This window comes from Pseudomonas sp. ACM7 (assembly GCF_004136015.1).
GTDB lineage: Bacteria > Pseudomonadota > Gammaproteobacteria > Pseudomonadales > Pseudomonadaceae > Aquipseudomonas > Aquipseudomonas frigoris.
In genome coordinates, this window is record NZ_CP024866.1 from 3,696,948 (window position 1) to 3,718,353 (window position 21,406).

The 21,406-nt window shown below is 58.6% G+C and carries 20 protein-coding genes, 4 tRNA genes and 2 pseudogenes; 15 read left to right on the forward strand and 11 right to left on the reverse strand.

Annotated features, from left to right (window positions below):
• Positions 1 to 2 precede the first annotated feature (2 nt).
• From rluD to CUN63_RS32760, 9 genes and pseudogenes are all read left to right on the forward strand, one after another.
• Complete coding sequence (gene rluD, locus CUN63_RS17410) at positions 3 to 965, forward strand: 23S rRNA pseudouridine(1911/1915/1917) synthase RluD (protein WP_046048807.1); 963 nt, start codon at positions 3 to 5, stop codon at positions 963 to 965.
• Complete coding sequence (gene pgeF / locus CUN63_RS17415; RefSeq protein ID WP_129441116.1) at positions 962 to 1,687, forward strand: peptidoglycan editing factor PgeF; 726 nt, start codon at positions 962 to 964, stop codon at positions 1,685 to 1,687. Before rluD ends, pgeF begins: the two co-directional genes overlap by 4 nt.
• Positions 1,688 to 1,817: 130 nt before the next feature.
• Positions 1,818 to 4,382, forward strand: a complete 2,565-nt coding sequence (gene clpB / locus CUN63_RS17420) for an ATP-dependent chaperone ClpB (protein ID WP_095130594.1) — start codon at positions 1,818 to 1,820, stop codon at positions 4,380 to 4,382.
• 316 nt (positions 4,383 to 4,698) lie between these two features.
• Positions 4,699 to 4,774 (forward strand) — tRNA-Asn (locus CUN63_RS17425).
• A gap of 9 nt (positions 4,775 to 4,783) precedes the next feature.
• Positions 4,784 to 4,860: transfer RNA gene (locus tag CUN63_RS17430), tRNA-Pro, on the forward strand.
• Between the two features lie 5 nt (positions 4,861 to 4,865).
• A tRNA-Lys gene (locus tag CUN63_RS17435) sits at positions 4,866 to 4,941 on the forward strand.
• Between the two features lie 98 nt (positions 4,942 to 5,039).
• A tRNA-Pro gene (locus CUN63_RS17440) sits at positions 5,040 to 5,116 on the forward strand.
• 167 nt (positions 5,117 to 5,283) lie between these two features.
• Positions 5,284 to 6,054 (forward strand): annotated as a pseudogene (locus CUN63_RS32755) (MCP four helix bundle domain-containing protein); the annotation flags it as partial.
• Positions 6,046 to 6,909 (forward strand): methyl-accepting chemotaxis protein, encoded by an 864-nt coding sequence (locus CUN63_RS32760; protein WP_371928234.1) that lies wholly within the window; start codon positions 6,046 to 6,048, stop codon positions 6,907 to 6,909. The pseudogene CUN63_RS32755 and the gene CUN63_RS32760, both read left to right, overlap by 9 nt.
• A gap of 62 nt (positions 6,910 to 6,971) precedes the next feature.
• Here the strand turns inward: CUN63_RS32760 and CUN63_RS17450 are convergent.
• The 5 genes and pseudogenes from CUN63_RS17450 to CUN63_RS17475 all read right to left on the reverse strand — a co-directional run bounded on the left by CUN63_RS17450 (position 6,972) and on the right by CUN63_RS17475 (position 10,427).
• A pseudogene (locus CUN63_RS17450) lies at positions 6,972 to 7,369 on the reverse strand (EF-hand domain-containing protein).
• 319 nt (positions 7,370 to 7,688) lie between these two features.
• Entirely contained in the window at positions 7,689 to 8,987 is a 1,299-nt protein-coding gene (locus CUN63_RS17460) for an NAD(P)/FAD-dependent oxidoreductase (protein WP_129441120.1), read from the reverse strand.
• Positions 8,988 to 9,047: 60 nt separating this feature from the next.
• Positions 9,048 to 9,221, reverse strand: coding sequence for a DUF3094 domain-containing protein (locus tag CUN63_RS17465; RefSeq protein ID WP_003185543.1), 174 nt, complete (start codon positions 9,219 to 9,221; stop codon positions 9,048 to 9,050).
• A 55-nt stretch (positions 9,222 to 9,276) separates the two neighbouring features.
• A complete protein-coding gene (locus CUN63_RS17470) occupies positions 9,277 to 9,804 on the reverse strand; it encodes an MOSC domain-containing protein (RefSeq protein WP_129441122.1) in 528 nt (175 codons plus the stop codon).
• Positions 9,801 to 10,427 (reverse strand): DUF1780 domain-containing protein, encoded by a 627-nt coding sequence (locus tag CUN63_RS17475; protein ID WP_008154887.1) that lies wholly within the window; start codon positions 10,425 to 10,427, stop codon positions 9,801 to 9,803. The genes CUN63_RS17470 and CUN63_RS17475 overlap by 4 nt, the downstream gene beginning before the upstream one ends.
• A 249-nt stretch (positions 10,428 to 10,676) precedes the next feature.
• On the opposite strand from CUN63_RS17475, the gene CUN63_RS17480 reads away from it, so the two are divergent.
• Genes CUN63_RS17480 through CUN63_RS17495 form a run of 5 tightly spaced genes read left to right on the forward strand, consistent with a single transcriptional unit; the run spans position 10,677 to position 15,189 of the window.
• On the forward strand, positions 10,677 to 12,044 hold the full coding sequence (locus CUN63_RS17480) for an aromatic acid/H+ symport family MFS transporter (RefSeq protein ID WP_129441124.1): 1,368 nt from the start codon (positions 10,677 to 10,679) through the stop codon (positions 12,042 to 12,044).
• Entirely contained in the window at positions 12,041 to 13,261 is a 1,221-nt protein-coding gene (locus tag CUN63_RS17485; protein WP_129441126.1) for a benzoate/H(+) symporter BenE family transporter, read from the forward strand. Before CUN63_RS17480 ends, CUN63_RS17485 begins: the two co-directional genes overlap by 4 nt.
• A gap of 15 nt (positions 13,262 to 13,276) precedes the next feature.
• Positions 13,277 to 14,545: an OprD family porin gene (locus CUN63_RS17490; RefSeq protein WP_129441128.1), complete on the forward strand. Its 1,269-nt coding sequence runs from the start codon at positions 13,277 to 13,279 to the stop codon at positions 14,543 to 14,545.
• Positions 14,542 to 14,703: a hypothetical protein gene (locus CUN63_RS32230; RefSeq protein WP_256657540.1), complete on the forward strand. Its 162-nt coding sequence runs from the start codon at positions 14,542 to 14,544 to the stop codon at positions 14,701 to 14,703. Before CUN63_RS17490 ends, CUN63_RS32230 begins: the two co-directional genes overlap by 4 nt.
• A 36-nt stretch (positions 14,704 to 14,739) precedes the next feature.
• Entirely contained in the window at positions 14,740 to 15,189 is a 450-nt protein-coding gene (locus CUN63_RS17495) for a methyl-accepting chemotaxis protein (RefSeq protein WP_371928235.1), read from the forward strand.
• Between the two features lie 18 nt (positions 15,190 to 15,207).
• On the opposite strand, the gene CUN63_RS17500 is transcribed toward CUN63_RS17495, so the two are convergent.
• Positions 15,208 to 15,450 (reverse strand): DUF2790 domain-containing protein, encoded by a 243-nt coding sequence (locus CUN63_RS17500; protein WP_129441130.1) that lies wholly within the window; start codon positions 15,448 to 15,450, stop codon positions 15,208 to 15,210.
• A gap of 121 nt (positions 15,451 to 15,571) precedes the next feature.
• On the opposite strand from CUN63_RS17500, the gene CUN63_RS17505 reads away from it, so the two are divergent.
• Positions 15,572 to 16,504: a LysR family transcriptional regulator gene (locus CUN63_RS17505; RefSeq protein ID WP_129441132.1), complete on the forward strand. Its 933-nt coding sequence runs from the start codon at positions 15,572 to 15,574 to the stop codon at positions 16,502 to 16,504.
• Between the two features lie 23 nt (positions 16,505 to 16,527).
• On the opposite strand, the gene dctM is transcribed toward CUN63_RS17505, so the two are convergent.
• The 5 genes from dctM to CUN63_RS31920 all read right to left on the reverse strand — a co-directional run.
• Positions 16,528 to 17,811: a C4-dicarboxylate TRAP transporter large permease protein DctM gene (gene dctM, locus CUN63_RS17510; protein ID WP_129441134.1), complete on the reverse strand. Its 1,284-nt coding sequence runs from the start codon at positions 17,809 to 17,811 to the stop codon at positions 16,528 to 16,530.
• A complete protein-coding gene (locus tag CUN63_RS17515; protein ID WP_129441136.1) occupies positions 17,808 to 18,440 on the reverse strand; it encodes a TRAP transporter small permease in 633 nt (210 codons plus the stop codon). The genes dctM and CUN63_RS17515 overlap by 4 nt, the downstream gene beginning before the upstream one ends.
• 71 nt (positions 18,441 to 18,511) lie before the next feature.
• A complete protein-coding gene (locus tag CUN63_RS17520) occupies positions 18,512 to 19,507 on the reverse strand; it encodes a TRAP transporter substrate-binding protein (protein WP_129441138.1) in 996 nt (331 codons plus the stop codon).
• Positions 19,508 to 19,610: 103 nt separating this feature from the next.
• The gene (locus tag CUN63_RS17525; protein WP_129441140.1) at positions 19,611 to 21,065 is read right to left on the reverse strand and encodes a TrkH family potassium uptake protein; all 1,455 of its coding nucleotides are present in this window, start codon (positions 21,063 to 21,065) and stop codon (positions 19,611 to 19,613) included.
• 158 nt (positions 21,066 to 21,223) lie between these two features.
• Positions 21,224 to 21,406: hypothetical protein (locus CUN63_RS31920; RefSeq protein ID WP_218570132.1), on the reverse strand; the 183-nt coding region annotated here is incomplete at its 5' end.

Below are 21,406 nucleotides of genomic sequence, written 5' to 3' on the forward strand. Positions count from 1 at the left end.
GCATGTCCGATAAAATTGAACTTCGCGCAGAGGTGCCGTCCGAATTGGGCGGCCAACGCCTCGATCAAGTCGCCGCACAATTATTCGCTGAGCACTCGCGCTCGCGCCTTTCCGCCTGGATCAAAGACGGCCGCCTGACTGTGGATGGGGCGGTTATCCGCCCGCGAGACATCGTTCATGGTGGTGCCATTCTTGAACTCACTGCCGAGCAGGAAGCTCAGGGCGAATGGATCGCTCAAGACATCGAGCTGGACATCGTCTATGAAGATGACGACATCCTGGTGATCAACAAACCCGCGGGTCTGGTGGTGCATCCTGCCGCCGGTCACGCTGATGGCACCTTGCTCAACGCCTTGCTGCACCACGTGCCGGACATCATCAATGTACCCCGCGCCGGTATCGTGCATCGTCTGGACAAGGACACCACCGGTCTGATGGTGGTGGCCAAGACCATTCAGGCGCAAACACAGCTTGTCACGCAATTGCAGAGCCGCAGCGTAAGCCGGATCTACGAGTGCATCGTGATCGGTGTGGTGACGGCCGGCGGCAAGATCAACGCGCCGATCGGTCGTCATGGTCAGCAACGCCAGCGCATGGCCGTGATGGAAGGTGGCAAGCAAGCCGTCAGTCATTACCGCGTGCTCGAGCGTTTCCGTTCCCACACTCACGTGCGGGTGAAGCTGGAAACCGGTCGTACGCACCAGATTCGTGTGCATATGGCTCACATCAACTTCCCGTTGGTCGGAGATCCTGCCTACGGCGGTCGTTTCCGCATTCCGCCGGCAGCCAGTGTGACCATGATCGAATCGTTGAAGGCGTTCCCGCGTCAGGCGCTGCATGCGCGGTTCCTGGAGCTGGATCACCCGACCACCGGTAAACGCATGAGCTGGGAATCGCCACTGCCGGACGATTTCGTCTGGTTGCTGACGCTGCTCAAGCAAGATCGTGAGGCGTTCATCGGATGAGTGACTGGCTGATTCCCGACTGGCCTGCGCCTACCGGGGTGAAAGCCTGCGTTACCACCCGTGCGGGCGGCGTCAGTCTGGCGCCGTTCGACAGCCTCAACCTCGGCGATCACGTCGATGACAGCCCCGAAGCTGTTGCCGAAAACCGCCGTCGCCTCACCGATCATTTCTCTATTCAACCGGCCTGGTTAAAGCAGGTTCACGGCATTGCCGTGGCCCACGCAGACCCAAGCCAGGTGGCCACGGCCGATGCCAGCTGGACGGCAACGCCCGGTATTGCCTGTACGGCGATGACCGCGGATTGCCTGCCTGCATTGTTTTGCGACCGTGCAGGTACTCGCGTCGCGGCGGCCCATGCCGGTTGGCGCGGGTTGGCGGCGGGTGTGCTGGAAGCGACTCTAGACACGCTGGCCGTGCCACCAGAAGAAGTGCTGGTCTGGCTCGGCCCGGCCATAGGCCCGCAAACCTTTGAAGTCGGCCCTGAAGTGCGCGAAACTTTCGTCGAGCAATTGCCCGAAGCCGCCAAAGCCTTCGTACCGAGTCAAAATGCTGGCAAATTCATGGCTGACATTTACGAGCTGGCGCGCTTACGTCTGGCGGCTCGCGGTGTCACCGCTGTTTATGGTGGCGGTTTCTGTACCGTGACCGATCCACGCTTCTTTTCTTACCGCCGCAGTCCACGCACCGGTCGGTTTGCCTCCCTCATTTGGCTCGAACGCTAAACTTCTCTGATCTGCATCAACTGAGCGACGCTTGAAACTCCCAGAATCGACCGCATCTATAACGGTATCTGGCAGGTTTCTTCATTCAGGATGTTTTATAGGTCCGGCCTGCTCAAAAGGAAGGTGACCCATGCGTATAGACCGTTTAACCAGCAAGTTGCAGTTAGCCTTGTCCGACGCCCAATCCCTGGCCGTCGGCCTCGATCATCCGGGGATTGAACCGGCGCACTTGATGCAAGCCATGCTTGAACAGCAGGGTGGTTCGATCAAACCCCTGTTGATGCAGGTCGGCTTTGACGTCAACAGCTTGCGTAAAGAGCTGACCAAAGAGCTCGACCAACTACCAAAAATCCAGAACCCGACCGGCGACGTCAACATGTCGCAGGATTTGGCGCGCCTGCTCAACCAGGCCGATCGTCTGGCCCAGCAGAAGGGTGACCAGTTCATCTCCAGCGAGCTGGTGTTGCTCGCCGCCATGGACGAGAACAGCAAGCTCGGCAAATTGTTGCTCGGCCAGGGCGTCAGCAAGAAAGCCCTGGAAAACGCGATCAACAACCTGCGCGGTGGTGAGGCCGTCAATGACGCCAACCACGAAGAGTCGCGTCAGGCGCTGGATAAATACACCGTCGACCTGACCAAGCGTGCCGAAGAAGGCAAGCTCGATCCGGTGATCGGCCGTGACGACGAAATTCGCCGGACCATTCAGGTCCTGCAACGCCGCACCAAGAACAACCCGGTGCTGATCGGTGAGCCTGGCGTGGGTAAAACTGCCATCGCCGAGGGCCTGGCCCAGCGCATCATCAACGGCGAAGTGCCGGATGGATTGAAAGGCAAGCGTCTGCTGTCCCTGGACATGGGGTCGCTGATTGCCGGTGCCAAGTACCGTGGCGAGTTCGAAGAGCGCCTCAAATCCCTGCTCAACGAACTGTCGAAGCAGGAAGGACAGATCATTCTGTTCATCGACGAACTGCACACCATGGTCGGCGCCGGTAAAGGCGAAGGCTCGATGGACGCGGGCAACATGCTCAAACCCGCCCTGGCTCGTGGTGAGTTGCACTGCGTCGGCGCGACCACGCTCAACGAGTACCGCCAATATATAGAGAAGGATGCGGCCCTCGAACGGCGCTTCCAGAAAGTGCTGGTGGACGAGCCGAGCGAAGAAGACACCATCGCGATTCTGCGTGGCCTGAAAGAGCGTTACGAGGTTCACCACAAAGTGGCGATCACCGACGGTGCGATCATCGCTGCGGCCAAGCTCAGTCATCGCTACATCACTGACCGTCAGCTGCCGGACAAAGCCATTGACCTGATCGACGAAGCCGCCAGCCGCATCCGCATGGAGATCGACTCCAAGCCCGAAGTGCTCGATCGTCTGGAACGTCGTCTGATTCAGCTGAAGGTGGAATCCCAGGCGCTGAAGAAAGAAAGCGACGAAGCCGCGATAAAACGTCTGGAAAAACTCCAGGAAGAAATTGTTCGCCTCGAGCGTGAATACTCGGACCTGGAGGAGATCTGGAACGCGGAAAAAGCCGAAGTTCAGGGTTCTGCGCAGATCCAGCAGAAAATCGAACAGTCCCGTCAGGAACTGGAAGCTGCCCGCCGCAAAGGCGACTTGAACCGAATGGCCGAGTTGCAGTACGGGATCATCCCGGACCTGGAGCGCAGCCTGCAAATGGTCGACCAGCACGGCAAAACTGAAAACCAGTTACTGCGCAGCAAGGTGACCGAAGAAGAGATTGCTGAAGTCGTTTCGAAGTGGACCGGCATTCCGGTGTCGAAAATGCTCGAAGGCGAGCGCGACAAGCTGATGAAGATGGAAAGCCTGTTGCACCAACGTGTGATCGGCCAGGACGAAGCGGTGATTGCCGTTTCCAACGCCGTGCGGCGGTCCCGCGCCGGTTTGTCCGATCCTAATCGCCCGAGCGGCTCGTTCATGTTCCTCGGCCCTACCGGTGTCGGTAAAACCGAGCTGTGCAAGGCGCTGGCCGAGTTCCTCTTTGATACGGAAGAGGCGATGGTGCGGATCGACATGTCCGAATTCATGGAAAAACATTCCGTGGCTCGCCTGATCGGCGCGCCACCAGGCTACGTAGGCTACGAAGAGGGCGGTTACCTGACCGAGGCGGTGCGTCGCAAGCCTTATTCGGTGATCCTCCTGGACGAGGTCGAGAAGGCCCACCCGGACGTTTTCAACATCTTGCTGCAAGTGCTGGAAGATGGCCGACTGACCGACAGTCATGGCCGCACGGTGGATTTCAAAAATACCGTGATTGTCATGACCTCCAACCTCGGTTCGGTGCAGATCCAGGAATTGGTCGGTGATCGTGAAGCGCAGCGTGCGGCGGTGATGGATGCGATTTCCACGCACTTCCGGCCGGAGTTCATCAACCGTGTCGATGAAGTGGTGATCTTCGAGCCGTTGGCTCGGGATCAGATCGCGGGCATTACCGAGATCCAGTTGGGTCGCCTGCGCAGTCGCCTGACCGAGCGCGAGCTGAAGCTTGATCTCAGCCCTGAGGCCATGGATAAGCTGATCGCGGTAGGTTACGACCCGGTTTACGGCGCACGGCCGCTCAAACGAGCGATTCAGCGCTGGATCGAGAACCCGCTGGCGCAGCTGATTCTGTCCGGTCGTTTCATGCCGGGCGATACCGCCAAGGGTGTCGTGGAAAATGACGAAATCGTCTTCGTCTGATCCCTGGCGGCAGTAAAAGAGAGGAGGCCTCGCATTGCGAGGCCTTTTTTTCGCCAGGCTGTTGAACTGAAAGGAAAAGGCTTGTAAAGTGCGCCCCGCAGTAAGTCGCCCTGAAGGGTTTCTGCTCCCCAAGCAGGAATCTGAAATAAGTTGCAAATCATTAACTTGAAAGCAATTTAGGGGGTTGACAGAGGTGCTTAAGATTGTAGAATAGCGCGCCTCAGACACACGAACGCAGCGATGCGAACGGGTCGAAGAGGTGAAGCAAGCTTCATAGTTGTAAATTGAAATATCAGTAGTAATTGAAATATGTAGTTCCGTGATAGCTCAGTCGGTAGAGCAAATGACTGTTAATCATTGGGTCCCAGGTTCGAGTCCTGGTCACGGAGCCAATTTCAAGCCGGGGTATAGCGCAGTCCGGTAGCGCGCCTGCTTTGGGAGCAGGATGTCAGGAGTTCGAATCCCCTTACCCCGACCATTTTTGGGTCGTTAGCTCAGTTGGTAGAGCAGTTGGCTTTTAACCAATTGGTCGTAGGTTCGAATCCCACACGACCCACCATTTTTGAAACCAGTTAACGCTGGGGTCAGATCTTAAGATCAGAGGCCAAAAAGCACTGATCGAAGAAGGCGACTTTTTAAAGGTCGCCTTTTTATTACCGGGGTATAGCGCAGTCCGGTAGCGCGCCTGCTTTGGGAGCAGGATGTCAGGAGTTCGAATCCCCTTACCCCGACCATATTAAAAATCCTCGTATCGAAAGATACGGGGATTTTTTTTGTCTTCGATTTTTTGTCTTCGAGAAATAACACTTCAGTCATCGTACAACTTGCCGATAACGAGGCGACGGGGTACTGCCGAAACAACGCCCCTTATCCAAGCCACTACAAGAAAAGGGCGTTCGTTATGGTGCTTCGTCAGTTAAATATCGCTCCTCGGGCAGCCTTGGGGTTCGCCCTGATAGCCGTATTGGTCGCTTTGCTCGGGATTTTTGCCCTGGGGCAGATGTCGAGCATTCGCGACAGCGAGGTGGCGGTGGAGAAACAATGGCTGCCGAGCATTCGCGGTGGTGACGAGATCCGCGAAATCATGCTGCGCATCCGTACCATTTCCCTGCGCATGGCCCTGGATCAGGATCCGAAGAACATTCCTGTCTACCGTGGCCAGATGGACACTCGCGACAAAGAGTTGAGCCAGAAGATTGCGGCTTATGATCAGTTGGTCAACACCGCAGAAGGCAAGGCCTTGTATGACCAGTTCAAAACCACCTTCGCGGCTTATCGCTCCGGCATTGCTCAATCGTTCTCCCTGGCCGAACAGGGTCGCCGTGACGAACTGACCAAACTGCTGCTGATCGACATGAAAACCGTGGTCGATGGATCCGGCAAACAGCTCACAGACCTGGCGGATCTGTTCGCCAGACAAGTCGCCGCCGAGAGCCAGAAATCCGCAGCGCATTACGAAACTTCGCGGATGATCGTCAGCCTGTTCATCGCATTGGCGGCGTTGGCCACCGTCGGCCTGGCCATGCTGCTGACCCGCAGCATCGTCAAACCGTTGAGCGAAGCATTGCATGCCGCGGAAAACGTGGCACGAGGCGACCTGACTCGCCCTATCGAAACCCATGGCAACGATGAAGTGAGTCGCTTGCTCAAGGCGTTGGCGACCATGCAACACAACCTGCGTGAAACCTTGCAAGGTATCAGCGGCTCGGCGGCGCAATTGGCGACAGCGGCTGACGAGTTGAATGCGGTCACGCTCGACAGCACGCAGAACCTGCAACAGCAGAACAACGAGATCGAACAAGCGGCGACGGCTGTCACTGAAATGACCACCGCGGTGGAGCAGGTCGCTCGCAACGCGGTCTCTACCTCCGATGCCACGCGCCAATCCAGTGAGTCCGCGCACGCGGGCCAGGAGCGGGTCAGCGAAACAGTCACCGCCATCGGCGCCCTGGCCAGCGATGTGCAGATCACGGGCGGATTGGTGCAGTCCCTGGCCAACCAGTCTCAGGACATCGGCAAGGTGCTGGATGTGATTCGTGCGATTGCCGAGCAAACCAACTTGCTGGCCCTCAACGCTGCCATTGAAGCGGCGCGCGCCGGGGAAAGCGGTCGCGGTTTCGCAGTGGTTGCCGATGAAGTCCGCGCGCTGGCGTATCGCACGCAGCAATCGACTCAGGAAATCGAGCAAATGGTTCAGGGCATGCGTAACGGCTCAACTCAGGCGCTGGATTCCATGCAGGCCAGCTCAACCCGTGCGGCCAGCACGTTGGCCTTGGCCGAGCGTGCAGGCGAAGCGTTGCAGACCATCACCGCGTCGGTCCATCAGATCCACGAGCGCAATCTGGTGATCGCCAGCGCTGCCGAAGAACAGGCACAGGTGGCACGTGAAGTCGACCGTAACCTGGTGAATATTCGTGACCTTTCGGTGCGATCTGCTGCCGGGGCGGATCAGACCAGCGCGTCCAGCCATGAGCTGTCTCAGCTGGCCAATGCCTTGCAGGGCATGGTGCGGCGCTTCCAGCTTTAAATGTTCCAGACACAAGAAAGCCGCGCTTCTCGACGGAAAAGCGCGGCTTGGTTCTCGGAAACTTAGGCGCCGTCTTGGTCTTTCAGGTACTCGAACAAACCTTTTGGCATTTTCTTGCCATTGGCTTCGAAGTTGGCTTTCACGTTGTCGTAAGCCTCTTGCTCGTCGATGAAGCCGTCATGGTTGGTGTCGATCTTGTCGAAATTGGACTTCGGCGCGACTTTCTGGAATTCGGCACGGGAGACCTTGCCATCGCCATCCGTGTCGGTTTTTGCCATCGAAGCATCGCCACACTTGCCTCGCCACATTTACCTTCAGGGGTTTTCACAACCTGTTCGGCCGAGGCCAGCAGGTAGCCCTGAGTCAGAGGTTGCGAGGCGAACACAGAGCCGGACAACATCATGCCACCGGCCAAAACAGCGCCGAGCAAACCGATAGTGTTTTTGGTGGTACGGGACATTTCAATACTCCTGGGTTGCACGACACAACCGTTCGATAAAGGACGCCACGTAAGTGCGGCGATAACCGTAGCTGGCGGGGAGCCTTGCTTGGGTGTGGCCATTTAGCGGGCGTGGTGTATCGCTACTGTGTCGCGCAAGGGGGGAGTTTGTAAGCGAAGGGGATGAAACGGCAGGGGAGATACAGTGAGACACAGATCTGCAAGGCACTGACTAACAAATGTGGGAGCGAGCTTGCTCGCGATAGCGTCCGTACAGTCGACATCAATGTCGCCTGACGCGCCGCCATCGCGAGCAAGCTCGCTCCCACAGGTTTTTGTATCAGTGCAGCTTCAACCGCGGCTCAGTCCCGCGCCCGATCTTGCTCCCCAACATCAACATCGCCGTACGAAACGCGCCATACAGCGCCATCTGGTGCATGCGATACAGCGACACGTAAAACATCCGCGCCAGCCAGCCTTCAAGCATCACGCTGCCGGTGAGGTTGCCCATCAAGTTACCCACAGCCGAAAAACGCGACAGCGAGATCAGCGAGCCGTAGTCGGTGTATTTGTACGCAGGCAGAGGCTTGCCTTCGATCCGCAGTTTCAGCGATTTGGCCAGCAACGAAGCTTGCTGATGAGCAGCCTGGGCGCGCGGCGGTACATTGCGATCGGTGCCCGGTTGCGGGCAGGCCGCGCAGTCACCGAAGGCGAAGATGTTCTCGTCGCGGGTGGTTTGCAGGGTCGGCAGTACTTGCAGCTGATTGATCCGGTTGGTCTCCAGACCATCGATGTCCTTGAGAAAACCCGGTGCGCGAATCCCGGCGGCCCAGACTTTCAGGCTGGCGTTGATGACTTTGCCATCGGCGGTAATCAGGCTGTCGGCTGTCACTTCACTGACGGCGGCATTGGTCATGACGTTGACCCCGAGTTTCTCCAGGGTTTTATGCACAGGCCCGCCGATACGTTCCGGCAGGGCCGGCAACACCCGTGGCCCGGCTTCGATCAGGGTGATGTGCATGTTTTCCGGTTTGATCCGGTCAAGACCATAGGCGGCCAATTCATGCGCGGCGTTGTGCAATTCGGCGGCCAGTTCAACCCCGGTGGCACCGGCGCCGACGATGGCGACGCTGATCTGCTCGACCTTGTCGGTTTGCCCGGCATGGGCGCGCAGGTAATGGTTGAGCAATTGCTGGTGGAAACGCTCGGCCTGTTTGCGGGTGTCGAGGAACAGGCAGTGTTGCGCCGCGCCCTGGGTGCCGAAATCGTTGGTGGTGCTGCCGACCGCGATCACCAGCGAGTCGTAACCCACTTCGCGCGCCGGGACCAGTTCAATGCCGGCTTCGTCGTAGGTGGCCGCCAGCTGGATTTTTTTCGCCGCGCGATCAAGCCCGCTCATGCGCCCCAGCTGGAACTCGAAGTGGTTCCATTTGGCCTGGGCAACATAGTTGAGTTCGTCTTCGGAAGAGTTCAGCGACCCGGCCGCCACTTCGTGCAACAGCGGTTTCCAGATGTGGGTCAGGTTCGCGTCGACCAGCATCACACTGGCCGTGCCGCGCTTGCCCAGAGTCTTACCCAGACGGGTAGCCAACTCCAGACCGCCGGCGCCGCCGCCAACGATGACAATACGATGAGTCATGGGGATATCTCGCAAGGCTAAAAGAAATCGGTGCAATTACCCGAGCGAGCGCGATGCTGCTCATAGCGTCAGGTAACTGATAAGTCGGCTCAACAGGCCTAAACCAATGGTCACTGCCAACACCACCACCAGGAGCATCCACGGCCGGAAAGGCCGGCGCTCGACTCGGTGCTGGGACAGTTGCAGGTACTCTTCGACATGCTTTTGGTCGTCGGGGTTCAGGCGGCTGGTCATATTGGGCCTCGTCAGGGGGTAGACGTTGCTAAATGTGTAGAAGCTACAGCAGGTTTTAGCCCACATTGAACGGAGCATAGCCGCTGGCAGGAATGGGCTCGACGCTCACCGTATCGTCCAGGCGAATGATTCCACTTTGTAACACCCGGGCGGTGATTCCGCCATGTCCGCGAACGGCCTGAAAGGTCCCGGGGCCGAGGTTATTCTCGAGGCGGGCGCAGGGTTGGCACCAGCCGGTGGTTTCGAAAATCGCCTGGCCAATCCTGAAGCGTCGGCCCTTGAGGCTGAAGAGATTGATGCCGCTGACGACGATGTTGCGCCGCAAATCCTGCGCTAACACCGGTTGATCCGCCGGGCGGCCCATCAGTGAGTTGATCACCGCCAGATGCTCCCATTGCATCAGCGTGACCTGCCGCGCATTGCGTACGCCGGGACGCGTGTGATCACCGGTCAAACCGGCTTCAAGCCGTGCCTCCACGGCATCGAGTTCGATCATTTGAGAACGTGATTTCGGCCGCACGCCGATCCAACGAACGCGACCCGTTTGCGGCACTTCGGCAATCAGTTCCTGCAATGGACTCACAGGCTGATCCCGACATCGAAAACAATGCTGCGACCCAGGTTGCTGCGCAGGAAATCCGGTGCGTCCGGGTGCGCAAACAGCACACGGGCGAAGGTCGGACCGACCAGCGACAACGAGCGCCAGCCCTGGCGCAGGTATTCGGTCGGCGGCGGGAAATGGCTGTTGAGGTCCAGCACTTCGCGCTTGAGGCTGGCGAAGGCGATGATGTCAAGTTCGCCCAGGTCCATGCCGCGTTCTTTGTAGTTGTGCGCTTTTTTGCGCAAGGTCGGCGCCAGTCTCAGCAAGAATTCATTCGCCGGAATGCGCCGGGGCTTGGCCTCGCGGCGCACCAGCGAACTCAGAGAAAACGCGCTGCGCCGGCGTTGCAGCTCATCGCGCCATTCATCGTTGAGGCGCCGACCTTCATCGAGTACGAAAAACACTTCGAAACTGGCGTCACGAAACAGCACGTCCGGCGGCTCCCCGGCCGGGGCGAATTCGTCGGCGCGATAGGGAATGTTCAGGCCTTGCAGCAGGCGCTGACAGACCCAACGCTCACGCTCCCATTTGCGGGCATTGGACAGGAACGCGTTGGCTTGCTCGGCCGCGATGGTCAGCAGGCGTAAATAATCTGAGTCATCCATAAGCCCAAGCTTAGCGTTCAAATGTGATCGCAAAAAAGACAATTTGTCGGAGAGGGTCAGATCTGCCGGATCTGCGGCGCGCCATGCCCGCGACAATCCTCATCCCACGCCCGGTTCAGGGCATTGCACAAAACGGATAGCGATCTGCGCAAAGCGGATATTGCCCCGTGCCTGTCGCCTCTACCCTCGGCTGTACGGACGTAAGCCGCTTTACCGACGCTCTAAAAATAACAACAAGAGATAAATGCCATGCGCAAGATCGACGTACATGAGGTTATCGACAACGCACGATTCAACCGCTTTCACTGGATGGTGCTGTTCTGGTGTGCCCTGATCATCATTTTCGACGGTTACGATTTGGTGATCTACGGCGTGGTGCTGCCGATGCTGATGAAAGAGTGGGGGCTCAGTCCTCTGCAAGCCGGCGCACTGGGCAGTTATGCACTGTTCGGGATGATGTTCGGCGCGCTGTTCTTCGGCCCGCTGTCGGACAAGATCGGCCGCAAAAAAGCCATCACGATCTGCGTGATGCTGTTCAGCGGTTTTACCGTACTCAATGGTTTTGCCCGCAACCCCACCGAGTTTGGTATTTGCCGGTTCATTGCCGGGCTTGGCATTGGCGGGGTGATGCCCAACGTCGTGGCGCTGATGAACGAGTACGCGCCGAAGAAAATCCGCAGCACGCTGGTGGCAATCATGTTCAGCGGCTACTCGGTGGGCGGCATGCTCTCGGCGGGGCTCGGTATCGTGCTGATCCCGAGTTTTGGCTGGCAATCGGTGTTTTACGTGGCGGTGCTGCCGTTGCTGTTGTTGCCGTTGATCATGTACTTCCTGCCCGAGTCGGTGGGTTTCATGCTGCGCCAGGGGCGCAATGAAGAGGCGCGCAACATCCTGCAGCGGATTGACCCGGCGTATGTCTCGCAAACCAGCGATCAACTGCACATGAGCGAAGTGAAGGGCACCGGCACCCCGGTGTTGCAACTGTTTCGCGAAGGTCGTGCGCTGCGCACGCTGATGTTGTGGCTGGCGTTTTTCTGCTGCTTGCTGATGGTCTACGCCTTGAGTTCGTGGCTGCCAAAATTGATGGCCAACGCCGGTTACAGCCTGGGCTCGAGTCTGTCGTTCCTGCTGGTGCTCAACTTCGGCGCCATTTTCGGCGCGGTCGGTGGCGGTGTCCTGGGGGACAAGCTCAACCTGCCGCGGGTGTTGGCGGTGTTCTTCGCCGTGGCTGCGGTGTCGATCACCTTGCTGGGTTTCAACAGCCCGATGCCGCTGTTGTACTTGCTGATCGCCATCGCCGGCGCCACCACCATCGGCTCACAGATTCTGTTGTACGCCTGCGCCGCGCAGTTCTACTCCATGACCATTCGCTCCACCGGTTTGGGTTGGGCGTCGGGCATCGGGCGCAACGGTGCCATCGTCGGACCGCTGCTGGGCGGTGCGCTACTCGGGATCAGCCTGCCGCTGCAACTTAACTTCATGGCCTTTGCCTTGCCCGGTGCGGTGGCCGCGATTGCCATGACCGTGTTCGCCATCAGCAGTCGGCGCAGTGCTAAACAAGCGCTGTCGGGCCTGCGCCACGGTTCGCCCGACGGGGCTGTTGGCGACGTTTCATGAGAGCGTTCGTCCGGGACTTTTCCCTGTCTGCGGCAGTCGCCGGATTTATCGCCACGGTGATTTCCTACGCAGGCCCGTTGGTGATCATCTTCCAGGCCGCCGAGACCGCGCACCTCTCGCGGGAGGTGCTGTCTTCCTGGGTCTGGGCGATTTCCATCGGCAGCGCCGTGCTCGGCATCGGTCTGAGCCTGCGTTACCGCGTCCCGGTGATCATCGCGTGGTCGGCGCCGGGTTCGGCGTTGCTGGTGGCGCTGTTGCCAGGGATCTCCATGCCGGAGGCGGTGGGTGCCTATCTGGTCAGCAGCCTGATTATTTTTCTGGTCGGGGTGTCGGGGGCGTTTGACCGGATCATCGGCAAACTGCCCGCGGCGATTGCGGCAGCGATGCTGGCGGGGATTCTGTTCAGCTTCGGCACCGGCTTATTCGTCTCGTTGCAGGGCAAGCCGCTGCTGGTGCTGGCGATGTTCGTCACGTACCTGATCTGCAAACGGTTGATGCCGCGGTATGCGGTGTTGATGGTGCTGCTGGTGGGCTGCTCGATGGCTTTTCTCGCCGGTGATTTGCACAGCGAGGCGTTGGTGATCGGGTTGGCCACGCCGGTGTGGATCACGCCCGCCTTCAGCCTGAGCGCGACGCTGAATATCGCCTTGCCGCTGGTGATGGTGGCGCTGACCGGCCAGTTCGTTCCCGGCATGGCGGTGCTGCGCGCCAGCGGTTACGCAACACCGGCCGGCCCGATCATCGCCAGCAGTGCGGTGGGCACGGCGTTGTTGGCACCGTTCGGTTGCCATGGGCTGAATCTGGCAGCCATCACCGCGGCGATTTGTACCGGGCGCGAGGCCCATGAAGATGCCGGCAAACGCTATGTGGCCGGGGTTGTGGGCGGGCTGTGTTACCTGGTGCTGGGTATTTTCGGCGCGACCCTGGTTTCACTGTTTTCGGCGTTCCCCAAAGAACTGATCGCAGCCCTGGCCGGGCTGGCGCTGTTCGCCGCGATTGCCTGGGCCTTGGCCGGCGCAATGGCCGTGCCGGGTGATCGCGAAGCCGCGTTGGTGACTTTTCTGACCACCGCGTCGGGCATGTCGTTGTTGGGCTTGTCCGCTGCATTTTGGGGGCTGATTTTCGGCATGGTTACGCACTTGTTGTTAAACGCCCGTCGTCCCGTTCCCCGCAGCGAATCCGCTGTGGCTGAAGCACTTCAACCTGTCGATCAATAAAAATAAGAAAAAAAAATGAAACAGATTCTTCCAACAACCGGTTCAGTGTTGTCCATGGCTGTCGTCTCGAGTTTCTCCGCCGGTGCGATGGCGGCCGAGAGTGGCTTCATCGAAGACACCACCGCCACCTTGCAAGCACGCAATTACTACTTCAGCAGGGACTTTTCCGACATCGTCGGGGCCAACCAACAATCGAAGGCCGAAGAGTGGGCGCAGGGCTTCATCCTCAACGTCAAATCCGGTTACACCCAAGGCCCCGTCGGTTTTGGTGTGGATGTCATTGGCCTACTCGGCCTCAAACTCGACAGCAGCCCGGACCGGGTCAATACCGGTTTGCTGCCGGTGCAGGGTGATGGGCGCGCGGCGAATGATTACAGCCGTCTGGAAGGCGCGTTGAAGGTGCGTTTCTCCAAAACCGAACTGAAGGTGGGTGAGCTGCAACCCAACCTGCCGGTGCTGGCCTTCAGCGATATCCGTTTGCTGCCGCCCAGCTATCAGGGTGCGAGCATCAGCTCAAACGAGATCAATGGCCTGACCTTGCAAGGTGGCCACTTGAGTTCCACCAGCCTGCGCAACGAGGCTGGCGACGAAAAGATGCAAGCCATGCTCGGTCATGTACCGCAGCGTCAGGTCAGCAGTGATGGCTTCAACTTTGCCGGCGCCGATTACGTTTTCAACGATAAACGCAGTTCGGTCAGCGCCTGGTTCGGGCAACTGGAAGATATCTACAACCAGCGTTTCCTCGGCCTCAAGCACAGCGAGCCACTTGGTAACTGGATACTGGGCGCCAACCTCGGGTATTACGATTCGCGCGAAGACGGCAAAAAGCTGCTGGGTAACATCGACAACCAGGCGTTCTTCTCCTTGCTGTCGGCCAAGCGTGGCGGCCACACGTTCTATGTCGGTTATCAGGGCATGTTCGGCGACAGCGCCTTCCCCCGAGTGTTTGCCAACATCAGCCCACTGGGTAACGAGGTGCCGACCTACGAGTTCGCCTTCACCGATGAGCGCTCCTGGCAGGCGCGTTACGACTACGATTTCGCGGCCCTCGGCGTGCCGGGGTTGACCAGCACCGTGCGCTACATCACCGGCAACAATGTCGATACCGGCAAAGGGTTCGAGGGCAAGGACCGCGAACGCGATCTGGACATCGGCTATGTGCTGCAGAGCGGCAGCCTCAAAGGCCTCGGGATCCGCGTGCGCAACGCGATGGCTCGCTCCAACTACCGCAGTGATATCGACGAAAACCGCTTGATCCTCAGCTACACATGGACGCTGCTATGAACCCTGAAAAAGAACAGCCACCGCACAAAATCGGCTTGCAGGTCACGCTGGAGCAATTGACCGAGTCCGTGCTGCAAACCGAGGAAGACATGCGCTTTGCCAATCAACTGGCGCGCACGGCAGGTGAACGGGTGAAGGCGAGTGCGCTGAGCATGTAGGCTTCGGCCAGTGTGCTGGAAGATCTGAACCTCTCCATGCAGCGTCTGGATCAAGTGTTCGACGAGCTCGGCAGTCAGTCGATGCGCATCGGCGCGATTGTCGGCAGCATCCAGGACATTTCCCGTCAGACCAACCTGTTGGCGTTGAACGCAGCCATTGAGGCGGCGAGGGCGGGCAGCCATGGCCGAGGGGTTGCGGTGGTGGCCGATGAGGTGCGCAATCTCTCGCGTCAGGCAGCGGACTCCAGTGCGCAGATCCGGCAAATCGCTACGGGGCTGGAACAGTCCGCTGAACAGGCACGCCAAGGTCTTCAGCAGTTGTCCGGCTCTACACGTCTGGGCCTGGAAAAGGCCGGAGTGGCCCTGCACTCGATGGGCGAACTGCAAAGCGGTGCGGTTGCCAGGGTCGAGGTGGTCGAACGCATCATGGCGCGCCTGACCGGCCTGCATGATCTGGCCTTGCAGGCGAAACGAATGATCGTGTGAGTCGTGCGGTGCCAGTGATTACAGGTTGCTCGTGCAATCACCCATGACCTCGTACGTCACGTGATGAGTCTGGCCTTGATGATCGACATACTCCATGGTCGCAGGCACAACCCCGCAGGCGGTCGCGGTGTCCGACACTGAAACGACCTTGGCGATGTCCAGCGGCTGTGCCGGGTTGTACGAGGTAGCGGCGGGCTCGTTGCCGGCGGCCATGGCCGAGGTGGCGACAACGGTCAGAAACAGGCTGATCGGGGTTTTCATTTTTCCGTGCTCCGTGTTGATTCCGATACCTGAATTCTAGTCTTTGCCCGCGACCGATAAAGGGGCCAGCGCCTGATGCAGCCTTACATGAAACGTAACAGTCACCGCCCCTGGAGGGCTTATGGATCTGCTCAATAACTTGCGGGTGTTCGTCCGCGTGGTGGACTGCGCAAGTTTTACCGCCGCCGCCGATGCGCTGGACCTGTCGACCGCGCAAGTGTCGCGGCTGGTGGCGGATCTGGAGCAGCATGTGCAAGCGCGCTTGCTGCAACGCACCACGCGGCGATTGAGCCTGACCGAGGCCGGTGAACGCTTTTTAGTGCGCAGTCGGCAAATACTCGAAGAAATGGAGGTGGCAACGGCAGAGGCCCGTGGCGCCCATCTCAAACCGAGTGGACGGCTGCGGGTTCACAGCATGAATGGCCTGGGTGTGCTGATCACGCCATTGATCGCCCGTTACAGCGAGCTTTACCCTGATGTGGTGTTCGAGCTGACGCTGTCACAGCGCAATCCCGATCCGCTGGAGGAAGGGCACGATGTGGTGATTTCGATTGCCCATGAACTGGCCGATTCGCAATTGGTCGCCCAGGCCATCGGGCAGATTTACAGCGTGCCCTGCGCCTCCCCGCAATACCTGCAACGGCATGGCGTGCCGCACACACCAATGGCGCTGAACGATCATCGGTGCCTGCGCATGCTCGACCCGTTGTACAGCGATGAATGGGTGTTCCGAGACGAAGAGGGCGAGCATGCCGTCAGCCCGGCCCAAACCTTTCAGTGCAACGTCGCCGAGTCGATGGTCAAGGCGTCGGAGGCCGGTATGGGGATCAGCCTGATTCCGTTCTACACCGCGACGCGCCCCTTGAGCGATGGCACCTTGTTGCGCTTGCTGCCGGCCTGGCGCCCCCGTGAGCGCAATGTGTATGCGTTGTACCCGTCGCGGCGATTTCTCGATGCCAAGGTCCGGACCTGGGTGGATTTTCTCAAGGCCGAATTACCCAAGCTATTCGCCGAACACGAGGCGGTGATGAACGATCCACGGCATTGGGCCTGACGGCCCGGAGCTGCTCATCCCGGTTACGTCATCCCCAGCCAGTTCGGCAGCACCAGCGAAATCCACGGTACGTAGGTGATCAGTATCAGGAACAGCAACAGGATAACCAGCCAAGGCATGGCTGCACGGATGGTGGCCGCCAGCGACATGCCGGTCACCGCCGAGGTGACGAACAGATTCAGCCCCACGGGCGGGGTAATCAGGCCGATCTCCAGGTTCACCACCATGATGATGCCCAAGTGAATCGGGTCGATCCCCAGCTGCACGGCAATCGGAAACAGGATCGGCGCCAGGATCAGGATGATTGCCGAGGGTTCCATGAACGCCCCTGCCACCAACAACACGATGTTCACTACGAGCAGGAATGTCACTGGCGTCAGGCCCACGCCGATGACCCAGGCGGTGATTTGTTGAGGTAATTGCTCGGTGGTCAATACATGGGCGAAGAGCATGGCATTGGCGATGATAAACATCAGCATGATGCTCAGCTTGGCGGATTCGAGCAGCACTTTCGGCGTTTCGCGAAAAGTCATGTCCTTGTAGACGAACAGCGCAACGAACCCCGAGTAGACCGCCGCTACTGCCGCCGCCTCGGTCGGGGTGAACATCCCGGAGTAAATGCCGCCCAGGATGATCACCATGAGCAACAAGCCCCAGATGGCCTTGCGTGCTGCCGTCAACCACTCACGGACAGTCGCCCGCGGCATGGCGGGCAGGTTTTTCCTGACGGCGACGACGTAGATGGCAATCATCAAGAAAGTACCCAGCAACAGCCCCGGCACCACGCCGGCCATGAACAGCTTGCCGACCGAGGTTTCCGTCGCCGCGGCATACACCACCATCACAATGGAGGGAGGAATAAGAATGCCCAGCGTGCCGGCGTTGCACACAATACCGGCACCGAACGCCTGTGGATAACCGGAGCGGACCATGCCCGCGATGGCGATGGAGCCCACGGCGGCTACCGTGGCGGGGCTTGAGCCGGACAGCGCGGCGAACAGCATGCACGCCAATACGGCCGCGATGGCCAGGCCGCCGCGAATATGACCGACGCAAGCGTTGGCAAAATCGATCAAGCGCCGTGCCACGCCGCCCGTGGTCATGAAGGCGCCGGCCAGCAAAAAGAACGGGATCGCCAGCAAGGTGTAGTGCTCGGACGTCTCGAACAACTTGATGGCCAGTGAACGCACGGAGTCAGGGCTGAAAAGGATGATCGTCAGCGAACCGGCCAAGCCAAGGGAAATGGCGATCGGTACGCCGATAAACATCAGCACGAACAGAGCAACAAAGAGGAAAAGAATGGTCATTTCTTGTCGTCCTCATGCTCGGTCAGTTTCAACACATCCGCGGCCTCATCGGCCAGGCCCAGGCCTGTTTGGCGGTTTTGCACGATGCGCACCAGGATTTCGGCAAAACGGATGAATACCAAGGCAAAACCCACGGGCACGATCAGCCCTATGTGCCATTGCATGATGCCGTAATGACCAAGGTCTTCAGCGCCGATTCCGGCGATGAACAAGGTTTGAATCCATTCGAAACTGGCGACGCTGAGCAGGCCTGCATAGGCCAGGCTGCAAAGGCAGGCAATGATGCCGATGATTCTCTGAACCGGTTTGCTGGCCAGTTTCACCAAGGCGTCGACACCGATATGCCCGGCCGTGCGCACCCCGTAGGACAAGCCAAAAAAGATCAGCCAGGCGAACAGGGCTTTGGTCAGCGAAATGCTCCACGTCATCGCCTGGGCCATCCCCATGACGCTGTCGCCAATCGCGAATAACGGTTCACTGGCGCTCGGCCAAGCGTCGGCGAAGCTGTAGAAAACGCTATAGAGGTTGTTCAGGATGACGTAAACGAATGTCACCAGCGTCATTGCCGCCAGCAGGAAAACAATGAAGCCTTCTTCAAAGTGGTCCCAGATGCGCCGCAAGGCATTCATGAGTGGCATCTCCCGATCGAGTGACGACCCTGAAACAGGGGCCGCCCTTTCGAGCGGCGCCCATAGGTAGATTACTGAGCCTGGTTTGAGGCGTCGGCGGCCTTGATCAGGTCGGCACCGATAGCACCTTCGAACTTCGTCCAAACCGGCTTCATTGCTTCACGCCACTTGCCACGTTGCTCCGGGGTCAGTGTGATGATTTCGGTGGTTTTGGCGTCGATGATGCGCTGTTTGTCCTCCTGGTTCAGTTTCTCTGCCTTTTGGTTCACCTGGGTGGTGACCTCGACGATGATTTTGTCCAGTTCGGCTTTCACATCTGGCGGCAGACCAGTCCAGAACTTGGTGTTGGTGATCAACATGTAATCCAGCAAGCCATGGTCGGACTCGGTAATGAACTTTTGCACTTCGTACATTTTCTGGCTGTAGATGTTCGAGTAAGGGTTTTCCGCGCCATTGACGACGCCGGTCTGCAAGCTCTGGTACACCTCGGCAAAGCTCAATTTGCGAGGGTTGGCGCGCACCGCCTTGAATTGTTCCTCGAGCACGGCCGAGGCCTGCACGCGGAATTTCAAACCGCGGGCATCGCCCGGTTCACGTAGCGCCTTGTTGGCGGACAGCTGCTTCATGCCGTTATGCCAATAGGCAAGTCCGGTGATGTTTTTGCTTTCCATGGAATTGAGAAGTCCCTGGCCTTCAGGGCTTCGCTGGAAGCGGTCAACGGCCGAGATGTCGTTGAACAGGAACGGCAAATCAAATAGCTGTAACTTGGGTGTGTATTGTTCGAACTTGGCCAGCGACGGCGCAATCATCTGCACATCGCCCAACAGCAGCGCCTCCATTTCCTTGCCATCGCCAAACAGCGAGGAGTTCGGATAAACCTCTACCTTGACCTTGCCCGCCAGACGTTCTTCCACCAGCTTCTTGAACAGCAGGGCGCCTTGGCCTTTGGGCGTCTGTTCGGCGACGACATGGGAAAACTTGATAATGATGGGATCAGCCGCCAGCGCCAGGCTCGACACGCCAAGCGCGAGCGTGCAGACAACTGCGTTCCACAATGACTTGAGCATTCAGATGTTCCTCTTGTTGTTATTTCGTGCAGTCGATGTCTGAAACGCATTCGCACGATGGACAAAAGGAGTCTAGGCAATAAACCACCATTGGTCGTCGGGACTAGTATTTCCAGAAAACTGGTATGAACAGCACCAGAACGGTGAGGATCTCCAGTCTTCCCAACAGCATGCCAACGGTCAGCAGCCACTTCGCGGCATCGGGCAATGTCGAAAAGTTTCCTGCCGGGCCGATGATTGAACCAAGGCCAGGGCCCACGTTGCAGACGGCAGTGGCCGCGCCACTCAATGCAGTCGTCCAGTCCAGGCCAATGAGCGCCAACCCCATGGCGATCGCCCCGATGGTGATGGTGAAAAAGAATGAAAACGTCAGGAGCGAACGGGCGATATCCTCGTCGATGGGATGATTGTTGTATTTTTTCCGGATGACGGCGCGAGGATGGATCAATTGTTTCAGACTGCCCATGAGCAGGGCGCCAGCCACCTGAAAGCGGAAGATCTTAAGGCCGCCGGCGGTGGAGCCTGAGCAGCCGCCGACAAAGGTCAGATAGAAGAACAGCAACACGGAGAAACTACCCCACAACGTGTAATCCCCCAGCGCTACGCCGGTCGTCGTGACCACCGAGGTCACATTGACCGCCACGATGCGAAATGCCTCCCACCAGCCAAACTCGCTGTGCAAGCACAACCAGGTACCGAACAGCAGCCAGGTAATGATCAAAAAGCCAATGAACCCGCGTACCTGGTGATCTTTGAGCAAAACCCGTTTATTCCCGCGCAACATGCTCACATACAGCGTAAAAGGCAGGCTTCCCAGAGTCATGACAACCACCGCCACCCAATGAATGGCCGGTTGCGTCCAGTGCGCCAGAGAAGCATCGGAGGTGGAAAATCCTCCCGTTGAAATCAACGACATCGCATGGTTGACTGCTTCAAATGGCGTCATTCCTGCTATCCACAGCGCCAGCGTGGAGAAACTGGTAAGCCCGACATACAGCCCCAGAATATATTTGGCTGCGACGTGGGAGCGTGGCGTGACCTTCTCCGACCAGTCGGATGATTCGGTCTGAAACAGCCGCATGCCCCCTACCCGCAATAGCGGCAGGATGGCCACGGCCATACCGATGAATCCGATCCCGCCCAGCCAATGCAGCATTGAACGCCAGATCAGCAATCCGGGAGAGGCGGTGTCCAGACCCGTCAGGATGGTCGATCCGGTGGTGGTAATGCCGGACATCGTTTCAAAAAACGCGTCGGTGTAGCTGATGTGTTGGATAAAAACCATGGGCAATGCGGCGAACATGCAGACGACCACCCAACTGGCGGTCGTCAGCATGTACATATCGCGGGGACGCAATTGAGCGTTTTCAGGGCGCCCCTTGTTAATCAACAGAAGCCCGAACACCAATGTGATCAGGCTAGCCCAAAGAAACGCCGACATATCTTCTTTGCGTTCATAGATCACCAGCGTGAGCATTGGTATCGCCATGCTCACAGCCAACGTGATCAGAAAAGTACCCAGGATGAAACCGATAAGCCGCAGTATCGCAAAGGACATAAATAACGCCTGTCTTGTTAGCGTCGCGCTGTAGCGATCGGCTTTTTATTCGTGCGCCAGGCATGGCGCGTTGCGCGCAAGCGCAACCAGCTTGGCTGTGGTGGCCTCGCTGGTGACTTGGAGGTGAAAGTCCTCTACACACCCGGCAAGGGGAAGTGTTAGCCAGAGGCAAGGGTGTCGCGGGTGACCGCGAATCTGAAGGAAGCCCGAGGCAAAATGCTGGCTTGACGAACAGCAAGCGGATAGAGGCGGCGCAGCGGGGTAAAGGGGCGTGTTTCCCTAAAGCCCAATACTTGCACGGGACGCTGCGACGTAGATCCGACAGGCATAAGCAGGAAGGT